Source organism: Pseudundibacterium arcticum, assembly GCF_042646465.1.
Lineage (GTDB): Bacteria > Pseudomonadota > Gammaproteobacteria > Burkholderiales > Burkholderiaceae_D > Undibacterium_A > Undibacterium_A arcticum.
This window is the reverse complement of the sequence record NZ_JBHRTP010000038.1, coordinates 41,077-59,739: the sequence shown is the minus strand read 5'-3', so window position 1 is coordinate 59,739 and position 18,663 is coordinate 41,077. Positions and strand designations below refer to the sequence as shown.

The following is an 18,663-nucleotide window of genomic DNA, read 5'->3' as shown; positions in this document are numbered from 1 at the left end:
ACGGCGCCCCGCTCCTGAAGTTCAAAAGGATCACGCTCTTGCCGGCATATACTCCGTCAACAACGGCGTTAGCCCGCAAGTATAATCGTGAACCTCATCACATACTGTAACGAATTATTGCGCTTCAGATTTAGCGCCGGGCCGGCGACAAGACGCTGGGCAAGGCCTTGGGCAAGGTCTCGGGATAATCGCGGCTAAAATGCAAGCCACGGCTTTCACGACGCGATAGCGCGCTTTCGATGATCAGCGACGCGACGTCGACCAGGTTGCGCAACTCCAGCAAATCGTGCGTGATGCGGAAATGGGCGTAATACTCGTCTATTTCTTCCTTCAGCAGCCGAATCCGGTGCTGCGCGCGCTCCAGTCGCTTGGTGGTACGCACGATGCCGACGTAGTTCCACATGAAGCGCCGCAACTCGTCCCAGTTGTGCGCGATCACGACCTCCTCATCGGCGTCGGTGACGCGGCTCTCGTCCCAGGCCGGCAACGGCGGCAGGTCGACCTTGGGCTGGCGTTCGATATCCTGCGCGGCCGCGCGGCCCATGACCAGGCATTCCAGCAGCGAATTGCTGGCCAGCCGGTTGGCGCCATGCAGGCCGGTGCAGGTGGTCTCGCCGACCGCATACAAGCCGCGCAGGTCGGTGCGGGCATGTAAATCCGTGACGACGCCGCCACAGGTGAAGTGGACCGCCGGCACGATCGGGATTGGTTGTTTCGTGATGTCGATGCCGAATGCGAGGCAACGCGCATAGATCGTCGGGAAATGTTCTTTCAGGAACTCCGGCGACTTGTGGCTGATGTCGAGGTGGACATAATCGAGCCCGCGCTTCTTCATTTCAAAGTCGATGGCGCGTGCCACCACGTCGCGCGGCGCCAGTTCGGCGCGCGCGTCGTGGGCCGGCATGAAGCGGGTGCCGGCGGCGGCGCCAGCTTCCGGCGGCAGGACCAGTAGACCGCCTTCGCCGCGGATCGCCTCGGTGATCAGGAAGGATTTGGCATACGGGTGGTACAGGCAGGTCGGATGGAACTGGATGAACTCCATATTCGACACGCGGCAACCGGCGCGCCACGCCATCGCGATGCCGTCACCGGTCGCGGTGTCCGGGTTGGTGGTGTATAGGTAGACCTTGCCGGCGCCGCCAGTGGCCAGCACCGTTTGATCGGCGGCAAAAGTGAGCACCTGGCCGGTGGCTTCATCCTGCACGTACAGACCGTAGCACTGCGACGCGCCGTGACGAGATGCATGCGCGGCGACGATCTTGTCGGAGGTGATGAGGTCGATCGCACAGTGATGCTCGAACAGGCTGATGTTCGGATGCGAGCGGACTTTCTGTTCCAGCGTGACCTGCACCGCATGGCCGGTGGCGTCGGCGGCGTGGATGATGCGACGCTGGCTGTGGCCACCTTCGCGGGTCAGGTGATAACCCATTTCGGCCGAGTCGTCGCGGGTGAACGGCACGCCTTGTGCGATCAACCATTCGACCGCTTCGCGCCCGTGTTCGACGATGTAGCGGGTGGCTGGTTCATCGCACAAACCGCCACCGGCGATCAGCGTATCCGAGATGTGTTCGCCGTAGCTGTCGTGCGAATCGAGCACTGCGGCGATACCGCCCTGCGCCCAGTTGCTGGCGCCATCGAGCAGCGCGCGCTTGGAAATGACTGCGACTTTGCGTGTTTCTGCCAGATGCAGGGCGACCGACAGACCGGCCAAGCCGCTGCCGACGATGGCGACATCAAATTTCATGAGATTCATTTTTATTGAAATTGCGATAATTGCGATTGGTAGCGCGACCAATGACTATAGTCGATTTGGCGAGATTTTGCCGTGGATCGTGTTGCTGCATGATAATTGAACGGCTTCAGGCGACCAGGAAATTACGTGGAAAGCGCAGCAGCTCCTCGGCTTCGTCGGCAGAAATGGCGGGCGAGAACGCATAACCCTGTCCCAGATTGCAACCCAGTCTATTGAGCTGTTTCACATGCTCAATGGTTTCGACCCCCTCTGCAACGGTCTCCAGATTCAGGGCCTTGGATAACGCGACGATCAGCCGCACGATCTCGGCATCGCCCTTATTTTCTCCCAGTCCATGTACGAACGCGCGATCGATTTTCAGCACGTCGATCGGGAGTCGCTGCAGATAGGCGAGCGACGAATAACCGGTACCAAAATCGTCCAGCGCCAGACGCAGCCCCAGCTTTTTCAACATTGTCAGGTTTTCTATGGTCTGCACCGGATTGGCCATGACCGCGGTTTCGGTCAATTCGAGCTCCAGCGATTGCGGACGGATATGACTGGTGGAAAGGATGCGCGTAACTTCGGTCAGGAAAGATGAATGCAACAACTGACGCATCGACACATTGACCGCGATAGTGATATTACCCATGCCCGGGTATTGCTCTTGCCAAGTGGCAAATTGTTGGCAAGCCTGTTCCAACACCCATAAGCCGATTGGTACGATCACGCCGGAATGTTCGGCGATCGGGATGAATTCGGCCGGCGAAATATGACCATATTCCGGGCTGTCCCAACGCAGCAGCAATTCGAAACCTTGCAAGCGCCCCGTCTGCAGGCAGGCCTTGGGCTGGTACGCCACAGTCAGTTCGTTGCGTTCCAGCGCAAAGCGCAGCGCGACGTCCATCTGAGCGCGCTTGGTGGTGCGGCTTTGCAGTGCCGAATCGAAAATTTCAACACGATTGTGGCCCAACTCCTTGGCCTGGTACATCGCGGCATCGGCATCGTGGATCAGTTCGGCCGGGCTGGTATGGTCCGACCGCAGCATCGCGACGCCGATGCTGCTGCCAATCTTGACCAAGACGTCGTCGACTACCAACGGCAGCGACATGGCTTGCAGCAACGATTGCGCCTTGGCGTTCGCTTCCAGCATTGATGCATTGGTGAGGACCACGAACTCGTCGCCGCCAAAGCGGGCAAAAAAGTCGGATGGGTGCAAATGCGCCTGAATCCGGTGCGTGATTTCCTTCAGGCATTTGTCCCCGAACTCGTGACCGTGGATGTCGTTGACGTTTTTGAAACCGTCCAGATCGCAGAACAGCAGCGCCAATTTCAGGTGATGTCCACGCGTGCGGTCGATCGCGTCGCTGATTTCTTCGAGCAGATAACGGCGGTTTGGCAGGCCGGTCAGCGGATCGTGCAAGGCCTGATGTTTCATCCGCAGTTCGAATTCCTTGCGGGTGGTCACATTACGCGTGACGTCGAGCACACCGACCGTTTCACCCTGTGCGTCGCGCAGCGGGTATTTATTGGTGCGGTACCATCGTTGGGCATTCTGGCGCCAGAATCCCTCGCTCTCCAGGTCTTCCAGCGGCTCGCCCGACTCGATCACAGCGGTGTCCTGCTGGTGGATTTTTTCAGCAACCTCATGCGCCTTCGCCTCCTGGCCTTCCAGCACCCGGTTCAGCAATACCTCATAGACCGTTTTGCCACGTACTTCATCTTCGGATGAAAAACCGAAGCGCCTTTGGAAACCGACGTTACTGATCGTAAAGCGACCGTCGGTATCCTTGGCGTAAATCATCGCCGGATTATGGTCCAGCACCGCGTGCAGCAAAGCGCGCTCCTGCTCCAGCTTCAGCTCCGCGGTGCGCCTGAGCGTCACATCCTTGGTGCCGAACACGAGGCCATGAATGGCTGGATCGTGCATCATGTTGTAGCCGCGCGTTTCGAGCCATAACCATGTGCCGTTCTTATGCTGCATGCGGTGACAGATGAAGATGCTGCTGTTGGGCGTCTGCGCCAGGAAGCGCAATTTTTCCTGATGCTCCTTCAGGTCGTCCGGATGCACTTTCGGCTGCACATGCGCTTGCGTGATTTCGTCGACCGTATAGCCGAGCATGTCCTGGATCGCCGGACTGATGAACATCGGTGTGTAATGGTCGTCCGTCATCAGGAATACGTGCTGGGTCACATGCACGATCGCTTCAAAGCGCGCGCTGTTGGTCCTGGCGTGGCGAATTGCGGAGACATTGATCAGCAGCACGCGCGACAGCAGGATCGACAGCATACCGATGAACAGAATCTGGAACAGCGAGGGTAGCCAGTCGCCAAGCGGCATACCGATGGCGAGACTGAGCCCGCATCCGATCAGCGCCAGCGCTGTCAATGGCGCTACCGCCAGCCAGCCTTCGACCACCAGCGGGAATAATGCCGCCATCGCCACCAGCCAGGGCCAGGGCAGTGCCGGGACCGTGCGTTGCAGCGTTAACACCGTAATGATCAGGTTGGCGACCACAAATTCCAGCAGCACCTGACCGCGGCCGATCGCCACGGCTTTAAAGCGAAAGAAACGCGCCAGCGTCGCAAAGAACAGGAACATCAGGCAGATGCCGGCGATGCTGCTGGTATCCGATAACACCGGTAATTGCCCGTATGACGACATGGCCAGCTGCAGCAACAGTGTCACATAAAAAATAGGCGACACCAGGCGGAATATTTCAACCCCGGTGATGATGTCCTTGAACGGTAAAAAATTGCGTTTCATCGTTTAGTTGTCTGGCAGCACCGGTCTGATCCGGACTGCCGCTTCCTTGGCGTGACGCCGTGCGGTGCCGACATCATCGGCGCTGGCGAGCGCGACACCCATGCGACGGCGCGCGAACGATTCCGGCTTGCCGAACAGCCGGATATCGACGCCCGGCACCCTCAACGCGTCGGCCACCCCTTCAAACGCGATGCCGAGTGCCTCGTGCTGGCCGTAGATCACGGCTGACGCTGCCGGGTTCCTCAACGCAACATTGACCGGCAGGCCGAGTATCGCCTTTGCGTGCAGTTCGAACTCGCTCTGCACCTGGCTCGCCATCGTCACCATGCCGGTATCGTGCGGCCGCGGACTGACCTCGGAGAACCACACCATATCGCCTTTGACAAACAATTCGACCCCAAAAATGCCGAGACCGCCGAGATTGTCAGTCACTTTTTGGGAGATTTCGCGTGCCTTGGCGAGCGCCGCCGCGGGCATCGGATGCGGTTGCCACGATTCGACGTAATCGCCTTTTACCTGCAGATGGCCGATCGGTTCGCAGAAATGGGTTTCGACTGCGCCATCGGCGCCGATGGCGCGTACCGTCAACTGGGTGATCTCGTAGTCGAAATCGATGAAGCCTTCGACGATTACCCGGCCAGCGCCGACTCGTCCGCCGGCCGCCGCATAGTCCCAGGCGTCGGCAACTTCGTCCGCGGCGTCGATCTTGGACTGGCCCTTGCCGGACGATGACATGACCGGCTTGATCAGGCAGGGAAAACCGATCTCGGCGCACGCGGCCTTCAATTCCGCCAGCGTGTCGGCGAAACGGTAGGGTGACGTCGGCTGGCCCAATTCTTCCGCCGCCAGTCGTCGAATGCCTTCGCGGTTCATGGTCAGCCAGGCGGCGCGTGCGGTCGGAATCACATTGACCTTGCCGGCGCGCTCCAGGTCGACCAGGGTCTGGGTGGCGATCGCTTCGATTTCAGGCACGACCAGATCGGGTTGCTCTTGCGCGATCAGGGCCGCCAGCGCCTTGCCGTCCGTCATGTCGATCACATGAGCGCGGTGCGCCACCTGATGGCCGGGCGCGCCCGGATAACGGTCCACCGCAATCACTTCGACGCCCAGCCTCTGCAGCGCAATGATGACCTCTTTGCCAAGCTCGCCCGAACCGAGCAACATGACTTTGGTGGCGGACGGCGATAAGGGCGTGCCAAGGCGGTTCGGTATCTTCATATGGGCTGTCGGGAATGGAGGTCGGATGCTAGTCGAAATTAAACAAAAACAGGCACGGGTGATTGCCCTGAGGAAAATCTGTTTGGGCAATAAAATGGCGTAACCGACAATATCAAATTTTTGCAGTTTTGGACAGCCAAACCGTCATGCTTGCTGCAGAGCAGCATATGCTAAACAGTCGGCGCTTCATGGTTTGCGCTGCGTTGATTCAATGCGAACCGATGCGTTTAATTGTGTATTTGCGGTATCAAAAAACGGTCCAGCTGATTCGCAAAAAGCTGCCGGTCGCGTTGGCTAAACGGCGCGGGGCCGCCAGTTTCGAACCCGCTGCTGCGCAGTTCCTGCATCAGGTTGCGCGTGCTGAGGCGCTCACGGATGTTGTCCGTGGTATAGAAATCGCCGTGCGGATCGAGTGCATGCGCACCCTTTGCCAGCACCTCGGCCGCCAGCGGAATGTCGGTCGTGACCACCAGGTCGCCGACCTGAACCAGCGCCACAATCTTGTTGTCGGCGACATCAAAACCGGACGGCACCTGAAGCGTCCTGATCAACAGTGACAAACAGTGACGGCGCAATGCGGTGCGTCTTGTTGGCGACCAGTGTGAGCATGCAGGAAGTGCGTTGCGCGGCGCGAAACAGGATTTCCTTGATGACGAGCGGACAGGCGTCGGCATCGATCCAGATTTGCATGTGGTGTCCAGTGGAAGGCGGACGTCGCTTTCGTGACGATCCGTTTTGGCCTGCGTGGCATATTACGATGATTTTTTATCATCGCAATACACCATCCAGTATTTTTTAATGCCCAATGACTGCGCGGGGAATACGCCTGTTTTGACAGATACTCCTGTCAAAATGCAGGTAATTCGGTGACCGGGAGCGCCTAGCTCGCAAAATTGCTCTTGCTGCTGACGCGGCGCGGGTCGCCGCGACGATCGACCGTATGCAAGGTCACTGGGCGGCGCCAGATGCGTTCGACGTAATCGAGGACCCGCATCGCACTGTCGGTGTCGAGGCCGCCACCGTCGCTATTGGAATCGTGCGTCAGTTCCAGGCTGCCGTCGAGGTGCAGCAGGCTGGCAGCCACCCTTGGTGCGCCGTAATTGAATTTGGGCGCGAGGATCGCTTCTCGCACCGCGTGAATGTCGCGGTCGGCGATCTTGATTTCACCATCCTGATCGGCCTGATAGACGAACAGTCCCAATTTTTCCGCCAGGTCCTCGTCGAGATAATTGCGGATGAAGCCGAAGTCGTCCTCTTCCTTGCATATTTGGCGCGCCGCCGCCAGGCCGCGGGTTTCGATGATGTGTTCCCACATCGAAAAGCCGAGGTGATACGGGTTGATCGACAACGCGACCTGGTCTCCGCTGGCATACGGTCGCACCACGTCGGAGTGGGCCTTGATGGCGGACAGATACAAGTCGTGCGGCAGAAAATCGGCCTCGCGCAGCAGTCGTGCATGCCAGTACGAGGCCCAGCCCTCGTTCATGATCTGGCAGGCAAAGACTGGATAAAAATAATACGATTCTTCGCGCACAGCGAGGAAGATGTCGCGCTCCCAGCCTTCCAGATCGGGCGCATAGTTGGCGATGAACCACAGCAGATCGTATTCCGGTTGCGGCGGAATCGGCGCGCGTGAATATGTCGGCTGCGGTCTCGATGCCGTTTTCTCGCCAGGCAGATTCTGGTAGCGCTTCTGAAAAGCGGCGGGTTCGAAGCCAGCGCCGGCAGGTACCGCGCCGTTGTTGGTGTCGTACGGGCGGCGGTGCAATTCCTGATTAATGTCGATATGCGGCTCCAGCGCCAGCGCTGCATCAAGGATCGCTTCGACCCGTTGCTGACCGTACTGTGTCAGCGCAGCCTCGATCCGATGTGCACGTGCTGCGGCCTGCTCCAGAATATGACCGCCGGCCATTTCCATGAAGCGGGCGAACAGATGGTTGTTCTTGGCGAAATCGGCATGGCCAAGCACATGGGCGGTGACCAGCGTATTTTCCGGTAGCGAGTTGTTCTCGACCAGATAGGCATGGCAGGGGTCGCCCGGAAACATCACCTCGAAGATACGGGAATGTCCCATGCTCTGGCGGATCAGCTGATGGATGTAACGCACGCCGAACGACCAGTGGCGCATCCGTACCGGTAGCCCATAGACGGCGATTTCCATCATGAAATTGTTCGGGACCAGTTCAAAATCGACCGGGTAAAAATCCAGGCCGAGCTTGGTCGCGAGCTGCTCGATGCGCTCGGCATAATCCTTCAGTACAGGGGCGGGTGTGTTCATGGGTGTGCTCATGCCTGCGCTCCCGCGTGCTCTGCCTGCTGCACAAAAAATTTTCGGATGGCCTGCCAGACATCATTCGGATTAGCCAGCACGCTACTGCCGATCTGGGCGCCGTTGCGCTCGAGTTCATCGCATATTTTCATCATTTCTGTCTTGTTTGGCGGACGCATGCCCGGTAGCGTTTCGACATAGCCGATGTAGTTCATCTGTGCGGTCAAGTGGGCCAGGAGTTCTGCCGCGGCGCTGCGGTCCTCGGTGAAATTTTCGCCATCGGAAGCATAGAACAGGTAGCTGTTGTATTGAGCGGGGTCGAACTGCTGATGCAGCAATTCCTGTGTCAGATGGAAAGCGGTCGATGCCATCGTCCCACCTGAACCGGCGACCTGGAAAAATTCGCTTTCCGAAAATTCCCAGGCTTGGGTCGTATGTGCAATGAAACGGGTCTCGACTTTCGCGTACTTGCGGCGAATACCCTGCAACGCGAAGAAGAAGAACGTCTTGGCCAGTTTGCGTTCGGCATCAGTCATGCTGGCCGACACATCCACCGCGAAGATCACGACTGCATTGGTCACCGGCTTGTGACGCTTGACCAGTTGGCGAAAGCGCAGATCATCATTGGTGAATGGCGCCGGATTTACCTGAATCGCGCGCCGCTTGATCGCTTCCTTGATGGTGCGCCGACGATCCAGCCGCGAGCGGGCACCGCGCTTGTCCCAGCCTTCGCGCACCAGTTCCTGCTCATCACTGCCGCTGGAGCGCTTGGGAATGAGATCGGGCAGCTTCAGTTCTTCCCATAGCCAGTCGACGATGTCGTCAATCTTGAACTCGAGTAATAGCTTGACCCCGCCATCCTCGTTGCCGCCGCGCCCGTCGTCGCCGTCATTGTCGCCCGGGCGCGGGGAGGAGGGGCGCAACACTTCGCCCGCCTCACCTTCACCTTGACCGGCACCGGTCTGCGACTCCTTGTCGGCCAGCCGGAACCGCGCATGCTCCAGCAAGCGCACCGGCACCTGCACGGTGCGATCCTGGGAACCCGTGATGACATCCGGGCCGGCGATGATGTCGGCCAGATGGCCCTGGACCGCCTCGCGGACTTTTTCATTGTGCCGCAGCCAGTCACGTGCGCCGCGCGAGAACAACTCATACCACGGCGTTTCGGCAAGGATAGTGTTACGGTTCACATGCCTCCTTTAGACTCGAAAGTCAAGCCGCCACGTCAGGTCATTCCTGCGCCAGTAACGTGGTGACGTAGTTGAGCGCTTCACGTGCGCTATGCAGGTCGTAACCGTATTCGTCGACCAGCCGTTTTTCGACCACCGAGATCTTTTGCTTCACTTCTTCATCGGGGCGGGTATTCGAGCTGACCAACCGCAATACATCCCGTCGCTGCTCGAACAGATACTGCTGGACCGCCTCGTGCAACTGGGCGTGGCTGTCGAGCGTGAATTTTTCGCCGCGCTTGTAGGCGCCCATGGCCTTGCGCACGACCTCCTGCCGGAATGATTGCTTGCCGGAATCCGAAATCTGGATTTTTTCCTCGACCGCACGCAGGAAACGCTCGTCCGGTTTGCGCTCTTCGTTGGTGATCGGATCCTTGATCTGACGGTTGTCGAGCGTCGCTTCGACTTCATCCAGGTACTTGTTCAGCAAATCCTGCGCTTCCTGTTCGAATGACACGAACAGCGCCTTGTGCACGTCTTCCTTGACCCAGCGGTTATAAAAGTCCTTGCGTGCCAGCACCAGGTAATCGACCCATTTACGTTTCTTCTTGGCCTCGATGCGGGCATCGCTCTCAATCCCGTCCTTGATCGCAAGCAAGACATCCATCGTCGTCAGGCTCTTCACATCGGACTGGATGATCGCATTGGACAGCGCATTAATGACAAAGCGCGGCGAGATCCCGGACAAGCCTTCGTCGGGCAGCTTTTCCTTTTGCCTGATCCGGGTTGCTTCGGCCCGGTTGACGCCTTCGACTTCTTCATCCCCATGGATCCTGACCTTCTTGGTGAGTTCGGCTTCTTTGTCATCATTTTCATGCATCCGGGTCAGGATCGCGAACACTGCGGCCGCATGCAGCACATGGGGATCCAGATGGACGTCACGGAAGGCCGGTGCGGCCGATGAAATCAGTTTTTTATAGATCCGCGCCTCTTCCTTGTAGTTGAGCGTGTAGGGCACCTGGATGATCACCATACGATCCAGCAGCGCCTCGTTTTCGCTTTCCTGCAGGAACTTGCGGAATTCGGCCAGATTGGTGTGTGCGAGAATCGTTTCGTCCAGGAAAATCAGTGGAAAACGCGATACCTTGACGTTCTTTTCCTGAGTCAACGTCAGCAACAGGTACAGGAACTCGCGTTTGACCTTCAGGATTTCGATCATTTCCAACAGCCCGCGGCTGGCCGCGTAGACCGCGCCCGACCATGACCACGCCCTCGGATCGCCTTCATCGCCATATTCCGCAACCTTGGACAGGTCGACCGACCCGACCAGATCCGCCAGATCGGCGGTGGTGGGATCGTGCGGCGCATAGGTGCCGATCCCGATCCGGCCGGCTTCCGAGATGAAGATGCGTTCAATCGGCATCTGCATGAAATCGCCGTTGTATTGATCCTCGAGTCGCGCGCGGCAATACGGGCAGATTTCGCCGATGACTTCAACGCCGTAGGTAGTGCGGAACGATGGGCGCAGGGTGTGCGGCACCAGATGCAACGGTGATTCGTGCACCGGGCAACCCTGGATGCCATACAGTGCACCGGCATCGGTGTAACTATATTCTTCTAGGCCACGTTTCAGCAGGATTGCGAGGGTCGACTTGCCACCCGATGGCGGGCCCAACAGCAGCAGCAGGCGCCGCCCAACTTCAGAACCAGCGGCCGCTGCCTTGAAATAATCGACCACGCGCTCGATCGCTTCATCGACGCCGAACAATTCGTCCTCGAATAGCCGGCATCGGAAATGACCATGTTGGTCTTCACAGCCGGTCCAGCGGATCATGTCCCACATATATTGGTGCGAACTGCGCGCCACACCTTGCGTGTCGGCCGCCAAGATGCTGGAGACAAAGTCGGAAAACGGTCCAGACCAGTGTGCAGCTTTGTGATCCTTGGTAAACGCTACCAGGCTCTTTACAAAATTTTCTTGCTGTCCAACCCGATTTGGATCCAGATTATCGTGGTTCATCCTTATCCTCCCAACCCAAATGAAATTGGGTCCTGATTCAGGTATAGCGCAAAACCTTGGACATTTTTTTGACTATCATCATGTCTTCCATGAAATATGCGCCAAATAAACAACTTGCAATCACGGCAAGTGCAATATTTTCTCGTAAAAGCTAGTCGGCGAGGTCTGACCGACGCCCGACGCCTCCAAAAAATGCCAGCCCGTCATGTGGCCGGCGTACGGCTCGTTCCGAGGTTGTAGATCACGATGTGTGTCGTTTCCCATGACTGAAAAACACCCGCTCACAACAAAACCTCCCGTCGTTCAGAGGTATCAATATGTCGGGTCTCATCTGTTTAGGACCCGACAACTAGAAACTGATGATTCATTAATTGTATATTCATTCGGCAATTTTCCGCTGCAAAAGTTCATGCAAATATAGTCATAATCTGTAACGAATTGCATCATGGCGGACGCGGAAATCATTCACGGAAATTCTATTTTCGCGGGGATAGGGATAAGAGTGGTCTACATCCACTTTGTATGCAAGCAACAATTACAGTGGCAAAGTGCTGCCAGCAAGAAATCATTTGTCGTCGCGTTGGATGCAAGCTCCGATTACCTTGATTATAAAAAGGTAGCACTGCGGCGGTTAACCCGGCACGTCGCTGATGAGCAAGGCGATTACAGGCATTGCTTGCTCTGCGACTGTGGAAGAGCGCTTATTCCAGCAGGAAATTTTTTTGCGGCGCAGTCAGCAGGCCAGGGTCGCCCGCCGTTTCGTCCTTGAGGTCGACGCCGGACAATTGTCGCTTGTGTGACTCCGACAATAAATAGTGCAACTTGTAGGCGGCTTCCTCATAGCGCAGTCCAGCAGGGCGCACGTTGGAGATGCAATTGCGGCTGGCATCGGTCAGCCCGACGCGCGGCATCCAGGTTAGGTACAAGCCCATGCTGTCCGGCGAGCTTAATCCCGGCCGTTCGCCGATCAACACCACGACGGCCTTGGCGCCGAGCAATTCGGCCACTTCGTCGCCGACCGCAACCCGCCCTTGCTGGACGATGCTAATCGGTGCGATGGACCAGTTTTCCGCAGCGATCCGGCGCTGCAGGATAGTCAGGAATGGCGCTGCGTTCTGCTCGATTGCCAGGGCCGACAGGCCGTCAACCACCACGAATGCCACGTCGTACGGGCGTGCCGACTGCGGTTTTACTGGGGTCTTCAGTGCTTCCCGCGATGCGGCGTCAAGCCTGCGTCCCAAGTCGGGGCGCTGCAGATAGATGTTGCGGTCGGCGGCGGCGCTATGCAACGTTCGGCAAGACGTACCTTGTTCTTCAAGCGATGCGCTTAATGAACGTGCCAACTGCGGTACATCCAGAGCCAGATGTACCGCGTCGCGCGCCTTTGCATGCGCCAGCTGGAATGCCAGTTGTGCTGCGGTCGGCAAGCTCACGCCGGCACGCCCGAGGGCGATGCGGGCATCGGTAAATTGGCGCAGGGCTTCCCATGGGTTGGCGATGACGGGTGATTTTTTATCGTTCATTGCATGTTTTTATTCGCGGCATTGATGCGTCAGGCCGACTGGGACAGGCGTAATAATGCTTTGTCAAAAGATGGCGGCAAGGACGGATTCAGCCGGAACTGCCCGCCGCTGCTGAATATCTGCGTCTTCTGCAGCCATGCCTCGAATTCCGGCGCGGGCCGCAGGCCCAAGGTGCGGCGTGCGTACAGTGCATCGTGGAACGAGGTGGTCTGGTAATTGAGCATGATGTCGTCCGAGCCGGGAATCCCCATCACGAAGGTACAGCCGGCCACCCCGAGCAGGGTCAGCAGCACGTCCATGTCGTTCTGGTCGGCTTCGGCATGGTTGGTGTAACAGACGTCACAGCCCATCGGCAAGCCGAGCAGCTTGGCGCAGAAGTGGTCTTCCAGGCCGGCGCGGATGATCTGCTTGCCGTCGTACAGGTATTCGGGGCCGATGAAACCGACCACGGTATTCACCAGCAGCGGCTTGAACTGGCGCGCCACCGCGTAGGCACGGGTTTCGCAGGTCTGCTGATCGACACCGTGATGCGCATTGGCCGACAGCGCGCTGCCCTGGCCGGTCTCAAAATACATCACGTTATCGCCGACCGTGCCGCGTTTCAGCGACAACGCCGCGCTGCGCGCTTCGCCCAGCAGGTCCAGGCTGACGCCGAAGCTGCGGTTGGTGGCCTCGGTGCCGCCGATCGACTGGAACACCAGGTCTACCGGCGCACCGCGATTGATGGCTTCGATGGTGTTGGTGACGTGGGTCAGCACGCAGGATTGCGTCGGAATATCGTATTGGGCGATGATGTCATTCATCATCGTCACCAGCTTGATGACTTGCGGCACGTTGTCGGTGGCCGGATTGATGCCGAACACCGCATCGCCGCTGCCATACAGCAAGCCATCGAGCAGGCTGGCGGCGATGCCGCTGGCGTCGTCGGTCGGATGGTTCGGCTGCAGGCGGGTCGACATGCGCCCCGGCAGCCCAATGGTGTTGCGGAAGGCGGTCACCACGCGACACTTCTGCGCAACCAGAATCAGATCCTGGTTACGCATGATCTTGGACACGGCGGCCGCCATTTCCGGCGTGATGCCTGGCGCCAGTGCAGCCAGCGCGGCACCGTCCACCTCGTCGCCAAGCAGCCAATTGCGGAAGTCGCCGACCGTCAGGTGGCTGACCGGCGCAAAGGCGGCGGCATCGTGGCTGTCGATGATCAGGCGCGTGATCTCGTCGTCTTCGTAGGGAATCAGCGCTTCGCTTAGGAAGGTGGCGAGCGGTAATTCAGCTAGCGCCATTTGTGCCACTGCGCGCTGTTCCGCACTGTGCGCGGCAACGCCCGCCAGCATGTCGCCGGAGCGCGCCGGTGTGGCCTTGGCCATCAGATCCTTCAGGTCGCGAAAGCCGTAAGTCTTGCTGCCGACGGTGTGGGTGTACTGATGTGGTGGCACGGTACTTGTATTGGTCATGATGAGGAAATCCGTTGGGAGTGCTTCGGAGCGCTGCATCAGCGGCCCCGTCAACTTCGGCCTGTTGCGTTCGTCGGCAGCCTACCGCCGGCGAACGCTGACGGGCGCTGTTCATGCGGTCAATAGCGGTTCCGACTTGCCGAATTTGATGCTGGTTTCCACCGGCAGCCAGTTGCCCGTCGATTCCTGCCGTCCCTGCAACAGGAAACGCGGGTGCGCGGCCTGCAATTTCTCGGCAGCCAGCTTGGACAGATCGCCGATCTTGCCTTTTTTCATCCGATTGACGATCATGCCCAGCTTGGTATCCGGGAAGTCACGCAGCATGTCGTAATCACCGTCGCTGTCGCCGGCAACGAAAATTGGACCGTAGCCTTTTTTGCCGGACAGTTCGCGTTTGATCACTTCTGTTTTGCCCGGTCCCCAGTTTAGCGGCCAGCCTTTCAGGTAGGCATTTTTGTAGATCTCACCGTCACGCTCCAGGCGCAGGCCCAGGATATTTTGGCGCAGCACGTTGTAGCCGTATTTCGGCAGGCTGGCGAAGACGGAGACCACGTCTTCCAGCGATGCGGAGCTGACGTAGACATCGATGCCGTGATCGCGGAAGGTACCCATCAGACCGCCGATTTCGGTGCACAAGCGAATACCGTGAAAATGCGTGACGCTGACCACGCCGGCTTTACCGGGTTGCGCAGCGGGGCTGGTGTATTTGACTTTGGTCAGCGCCGCGCCTAACGCCGCATCATTCGACGCTTCGGTCAGTGCCTTCACGTCGGCGACGCTCATGTTGGCGAAGAAGTAGATCACCCACGGATAGCCGACATTGACGCCATGCGTGTCATTGACCGCTTCATACAGGTAATACAGTTTGGCGCGGAAATCCAGAAACTGGACCGTGGCACTGATCTCTTCCAGCGTTTTGTTGCCCGCGAACCCCTTGAAATTTGCGTGCAGGAAGGCATAGTCAGCGTCTAGATCGGCGCAGATTGACTCCAGGTCAACAACTGTGCCGGCCGCGTTCTTGAAATCGGCCGCGAACGGCCCGGACGGAACATTCTGACGGATGATCACGCTGAACTCGGCCGGGGTCAGCTTGAATGACAGCGTATTGATCTGATACATCAGCAGCGCTTCCTCACAGTCGTTCATGATGCTGGTATTGTCCCAGTCGAATACCGCATAAGGACGACGGCTGGCCTTGTAACCGGGCGCAGTGCTGCCGTGGCTTGCGATCAGGTCCGCTATCAGTTGTCGGTTGCGCGGCGACCATTTGGCGCGGTCCAGACCAACGCCAGTGTTCTTCGCCGGTGCAGCATTGCCTATCGCGGGCACGCCCGCTAATGCCGCACCGGCTGCGGTCGTCAGCAAGCCGCCCAAAAAGCCCCTTCGTTCTACTCCCTGTATCATTTTTTTCATTACGTGTATTCCTGATTAAAAAGTGGGGCAACAAAACTGTGATGCAAGCCAACGCATCGTATTCACGCTGGGCCTGGTTTCACTAGCGTTTGCTCAACGCATAATTTTAGAGCGCTTTGTTGATAGATAAAACCAAGGTGCCGGTTGCTGGATTCGACGACTCCGCCACGCCAGCCGAGTTGAGCGCGCCGGTCGTGTAGGAGTCATATACATTGGTCGCGCCCTTCGCCTTGGTGTAAGCGCCGGCCGCGGTCCAGCCGCCTTCAAATGTCTTGCTGACGCCGACCTTAATATCCTTCCAGTTCCAGATATTGTTGCCGGTGCCGGCGACGCGCCCATCGCCTGCATGCAGATTCAAGGTATAGCCGGAACCCATATCATAGTTGACGCCCACATCTAGATAGCCGGTGCCGCGCGCATTAGTTATACCGAAAAAATCCTTGGTGTAGGTGTAGTTGTATTTGGCGTACAGGAATTTGTAGGTGACGCCAAACGACAACTCGCCGTAGTCATATTTCGTCGCCGTCGCCTTATATTCGGCGCCGGGATATTTGTAATAGTAAATCATGCCGCTATAGCCGATATCGCCCGCAGTGGCCGCATAACCCGTATACAAATCCCATTCGAGCGTGCCGTTTTCAATGTAGCGATTGCTGATATTGGAGAGCCAGGTGCCGGCCGAAAAGCCGCTCGGGTGGGCATAGTCGAGGCCGCCTTGTAAGGCTGGCTGCCCCCAAGTCTGCCGAAATCCGCGCGAGATATATTGCGTTGCCAAGCTGACGTTGGCGGTAATCGGCCCGGTCGACGAGGCAACTGGTAAGGCCTTGTTGTCCGGTTCGGCCGTTTGCGCCTGCACCGCCGCCGCCAACAAGCTGAGACATAGTGCCGGCACGAGTTGATTGACTGAATACTTCATATTACGTCTTCTCTGATGATTTTTTGGTAGCGACAAAACAGCGATGGAGCAGCCTAAGAGTCCGTCGGACTCAGGGTATTTTGTAGCCGATTCTCCGGGGGGATGCCGAGCCCTAAGCCCGGCAGGCTCCTGGATCAGCTTCCGACCCACTCCGCTGCGGCAGAGACCGCGTTGTCGCGATGGTGGCCGGTCAACAGGAAGTAACCGTAACCGAGTGCCAGGAAAGCCACGAAAATGCCGAAAATCAAGAGATTGTAATAAATCATCGTGGCCATGCAGACGCAAGCGCCCAGTAGTGCGAAGGCTGGGAAGAATGGGTAAAACGGTGCACGGAAAGGGCGCGCCATGTTCGGCTCTTTGCGACGCAACTGGAACAGGCTCAGCATGCTGATGATGTACATCAGGATAGCGCCGAACACCGACATGGTGACGATATTGGCGGTCAGGGTCTGGCCGCCGATCTTGATCAGTTCATCGCTGTAAATGGCGGCGATGCCGATTGCGCCACCCGCCAGAATGGCGCGATGTGGGGTCTTGAAGCGTGGATGCACCTTGGCAAAATACGACGGTAGGTAAGCTTCCCGTGACAGCGCGAAAATCTGGCGCGAATAACCAAGGATGATGCCGTGGAAGGAAGCGATCAGACCGAACAGGCCAAGCCAGACCAGCATGTGCAGCCAGCCGCTGTGTTCGCCTACAATCAGTTTCATCGCTTGCGGCAACGGGTCGTTAATGTTGGCCAGTTTGGTCCAGTCACCAGCGCCGCCGGCAAATACCATTACACCGATGGCTAGCACCACCAGCGTCAGGATGCCGGTGATGTAGGCGATCGGGATCGAGCGTTTCGGATCTTTAGCCTCTTCTGCCGCCATTGCGACACCTTCGATCGCGAGGAAGAACCAGATCGCAAACGGAATCGCTGCAAACATGCCAGGAATCGACGCCAGGCTGAAGCTGTCTTGGCCGGACCAGCCACCCTTGGTGAAGTTTGCCATCGAGAAGCCGGGAGAAACCACGCCCATGAATACCAGTAACTCGAAAATCGCGAACAGCGTCACAACTAGTTCGAAAGTGGCGGCAATCTGCACTCCGATGATATTCAGTGTCATGAACACGATATACGCACCCAAGGCAGCCGTCTTGGGATCGAGTGACGGGAATTGCACGTTCAGGTAGGCGCCGATTGCCAATGCGATGGCGGGCGGCGCGAACACGAATTCAATCAGGGTGGCAGCGCCGGCCAGATAGCCGCCGGTCTCGCCGAAAGCGCGCTTGCTGTAGGCGAACGGTCCGCCTGCGTGCGGAATCGAAGTGGTCAGTTCGGTGAAGCTGAAGATGAAGGTGCCATACATCGCGGCAATGAAAATCGACGTGATGGTGAAGCCGAGCGTGCCGGCGGAGGCCCAGCCGTAGCTCCAGCCGAAGTATTCTCCGGAAATAACCAGGCCGACTGCAATGCCCCATAGTTGCAGGGTGCTGAGTACCGGCTTGAGCACGTGTCCACCGTGCAAGTGCGTATTTGGATTCATCTGTGTTCTCCTATCCTATCTAGTCTCTGGTGCCAGTAATAGTTTTAAAATCAGCCACATAGCGGCCAATCGGCGGACATGGCAATTGCCCTGGATTTACTATAACAATCCCTGTTTTCTGGCGTTATCGAATTTCGGCAAAGTTTCAGGACGACCTCTGGAGCGTGCTCCGGGCATAAGGAAGACTGACCGGATGTCTGGTGCACTCGGGCAATTGAGAGTCTGGGCCGTTGGAACTGGCCGATGACGCCATCTACGGCAGCGGCTTGCCTTGACTCTAATTTCTTCCGGATGCGGCAGCGTTTTCCTCATCCGAGAACAAACGCGAGCGCGTCAGAAAGCGCTTTCCGGTTCCGTTGTCGAGAGAAAACATGCCACCATTGCCGCTCACCACATCGATGATGAGCTGCGTATGCTTCCAGTATTCATATTGTTCCGACCCTATATAGAACGGCACACCATCCAGGTTGCCCAGATAAATGTCCGTTGCACTGATATTGAAGTCATCGGCCGGATAGCACATCGGCGCGCTGCCATCGCAACAGCCGCCGGACTGGAAGAAGAGCAGTGGACCGTGTTTTTGGCGCAGCGTCCGAATCAGCTCCAGCGCCGCCTCAGTGGCCAGAACGCGCGAAATAAGATGTTGCATGGAC

The 18,663-nt window shown here is 57.9% G+C and carries 12 protein-coding genes and 1 pseudogene; all 13 read right to left on the bottom strand.

Translation table 11 applies throughout. From position 1 onward, the window contains the following. Window positions 1–130 precede the first annotated feature (130 nt). The 13 genes and pseudogenes from nadB to ACFOFO_RS12655 all read right to left on the bottom strand — a co-directional run bounded on the left by nadB (window position 131) and on the right by ACFOFO_RS12655 (window position 18,659). The gene (gene nadB, locus ACFOFO_RS12715) at window positions 131–1,744 is read right to left on the bottom strand and encodes an L-aspartate oxidase (RefSeq protein WP_390324741.1); all 1,614 of its coding nucleotides are present in this window, start codon (window positions 1,742–1,744) and stop codon (window positions 131–133) included. 115 nt (window positions 1,745–1,859) lie between these two features. After that, entirely contained in the window at window positions 1,860–4,499 is a 2,640-nt protein-coding gene (locus ACFOFO_RS12710; RefSeq protein ID WP_390331690.1) for a bifunctional diguanylate cyclase/phosphodiesterase, read from the bottom strand. Window positions 4,500–4,502: 3 nt separating this feature from the next. Next, window positions 4,503–5,717, bottom strand: a complete 1,215-nt coding sequence (purT, locus tag ACFOFO_RS12705) for a formate-dependent phosphoribosylglycinamide formyltransferase (protein WP_390324743.1) — start codon at window positions 5,715–5,717, stop codon at window positions 4,503–4,505. A 227-nt stretch (window positions 5,718–5,944) separates the two neighbouring features. Next, window positions 5,945–6,407, bottom strand: a pseudogene (locus tag ACFOFO_RS12700) (YaiI/YqxD family protein). A gap of 190 nt (window positions 6,408–6,597) precedes the next feature. Next, window positions 6,598–7,995 (bottom strand): SpoVR family protein, encoded by a 1,398-nt coding sequence (locus ACFOFO_RS12695; protein WP_390331688.1) that lies wholly within the window; start codon window positions 7,993–7,995, stop codon window positions 6,598–6,600. An 8-nt stretch (window positions 7,996–8,003) separates the two neighbouring features. Then, window positions 8,004–9,176 (bottom strand): DUF444 family protein, encoded by a 1,173-nt coding sequence (locus ACFOFO_RS12690; RefSeq protein ID WP_390331686.1) that lies wholly within the window; start codon window positions 9,174–9,176, stop codon window positions 8,004–8,006. A 40-nt stretch (window positions 9,177–9,216) separates the two neighbouring features. Then, window positions 9,217–11,175 carry a serine protein kinase gene (locus ACFOFO_RS12685; RefSeq protein ID WP_390331684.1) on the bottom strand — a complete coding sequence of 653 codons (1,959 nt, stop codon included), beginning with the start codon at window positions 11,173–11,175 and terminating at the stop codon, window positions 9,217–9,219. 701 nt (window positions 11,176–11,876) lie between these two features. After that, window positions 11,877–12,698 (bottom strand): ethanolamine ammonia-lyase subunit EutC, encoded by an 822-nt coding sequence (eutC, locus tag ACFOFO_RS12680; RefSeq protein ID WP_390331683.1) that lies wholly within the window; start codon window positions 12,696–12,698, stop codon window positions 11,877–11,879. Between the two features lie 29 nt (window positions 12,699–12,727). Further along, window positions 12,728–14,152, bottom strand: coding sequence for an ethanolamine ammonia-lyase subunit EutB (locus ACFOFO_RS12675; RefSeq protein ID WP_390324747.1), 1,425 nt, complete (start codon window positions 14,150–14,152; stop codon window positions 12,728–12,730). 111 nt (window positions 14,153–14,263) lie between these two features. Beyond that, complete coding sequence (locus tag ACFOFO_RS12670; RefSeq protein WP_449369375.1) at window positions 14,264–15,565, bottom strand: HAD family hydrolase; 1,302 nt, start codon at window positions 15,563–15,565, stop codon at window positions 14,264–14,266. 106 nt (window positions 15,566–15,671) lie between these two features. Beyond that, complete coding sequence (locus tag ACFOFO_RS12665) at window positions 15,672–16,481, bottom strand: TorF family putative porin (RefSeq protein ID WP_390324749.1); 810 nt, start codon at window positions 16,479–16,481, stop codon at window positions 15,672–15,674. A gap of 134 nt (window positions 16,482–16,615) precedes the next feature. After that, the gene (gene eat, locus ACFOFO_RS12660) at window positions 16,616–18,010 is read right to left on the bottom strand and encodes an ethanolamine permease (RefSeq protein ID WP_390324750.1); all 1,395 of its coding nucleotides are present in this window, start codon (window positions 18,008–18,010) and stop codon (window positions 16,616–16,618) included. A gap of 277 nt (window positions 18,011–18,287) precedes the next feature. Further along, window positions 18,288–18,659, bottom strand: coding sequence for a DUF779 domain-containing protein (locus ACFOFO_RS12655; RefSeq protein WP_390331681.1), 372 nt, complete (start codon window positions 18,657–18,659; stop codon window positions 18,288–18,290). Window positions 18,660–18,663: the final 4 nt, after the last annotated feature.

Excerpts from the sequence above, each read along its gene's own strand:
- nadB (WP_390324741.1), bottom strand. The coding sequence starts at position 1,744 with ATGAAATTTGATGTCGCCATCGTCGGCAGCGGCTTGGCCGGTCTGTCG.
- ACFOFO_RS12710 (WP_390331690.1), bottom strand. The coding sequence starts at position 4,499 with ATGAAACGCAATTTTTTACCGTTCAAGGACATCATCACCGGGGTTGAA.
- purT (WP_390324743.1), bottom strand. The coding sequence starts at position 5,717 with ATGAAGATACCGAACCGCCTTGGCACGCCCTTATCGCCGTCCGCCACC.
- ACFOFO_RS12695 (WP_390331688.1), bottom strand. The coding sequence starts at position 7,995 with ATGAACACACCCGCCCCTGTACTGAAGGATTATGCCGAGCGCATCGAG.
- ACFOFO_RS12685 (WP_390331684.1), bottom strand. The coding sequence starts at position 11,175 with ATGAACCACGATAATCTGGATCCAAATCGGGTTGGACAGCAAGAAAAT.
- eutC (WP_390331683.1), bottom strand. The coding sequence starts at position 12,698 with ATGAACGATAAAAAATCACCCGTCATCGCCAACCCATGGGAAGCCCTG.
- ACFOFO_RS12675 (WP_390324747.1), bottom strand. The coding sequence starts at position 14,152 with ATGACCAATACAAGTACCGTGCCACCACATCAGTACACCCACACCGTC.
- ACFOFO_RS12670 (WP_449369375.1), bottom strand. The coding sequence starts at position 15,565 with ATGAAAAAAATGATACAGGGAGTAGAACGAAGGGGCTTTTTGGGCGGC.
- ACFOFO_RS12665 (WP_390324749.1), bottom strand. The coding sequence starts at position 16,481 with ATGAAGTATTCAGTCAATCAACTCGTGCCGGCACTATGTCTCAGCTTG.
- eat (WP_390324750.1), bottom strand. The coding sequence starts at position 18,010 with ATGAATCCAAATACGCACTTGCACGGTGGACACGTGCTCAAGCCGGTA.
- ACFOFO_RS12655 (WP_390331681.1), bottom strand. The coding sequence starts at position 18,659 with ATGCAACATCTTATTTCGCGCGTTCTGGCCACTGAGGCGGCGCTGGAG.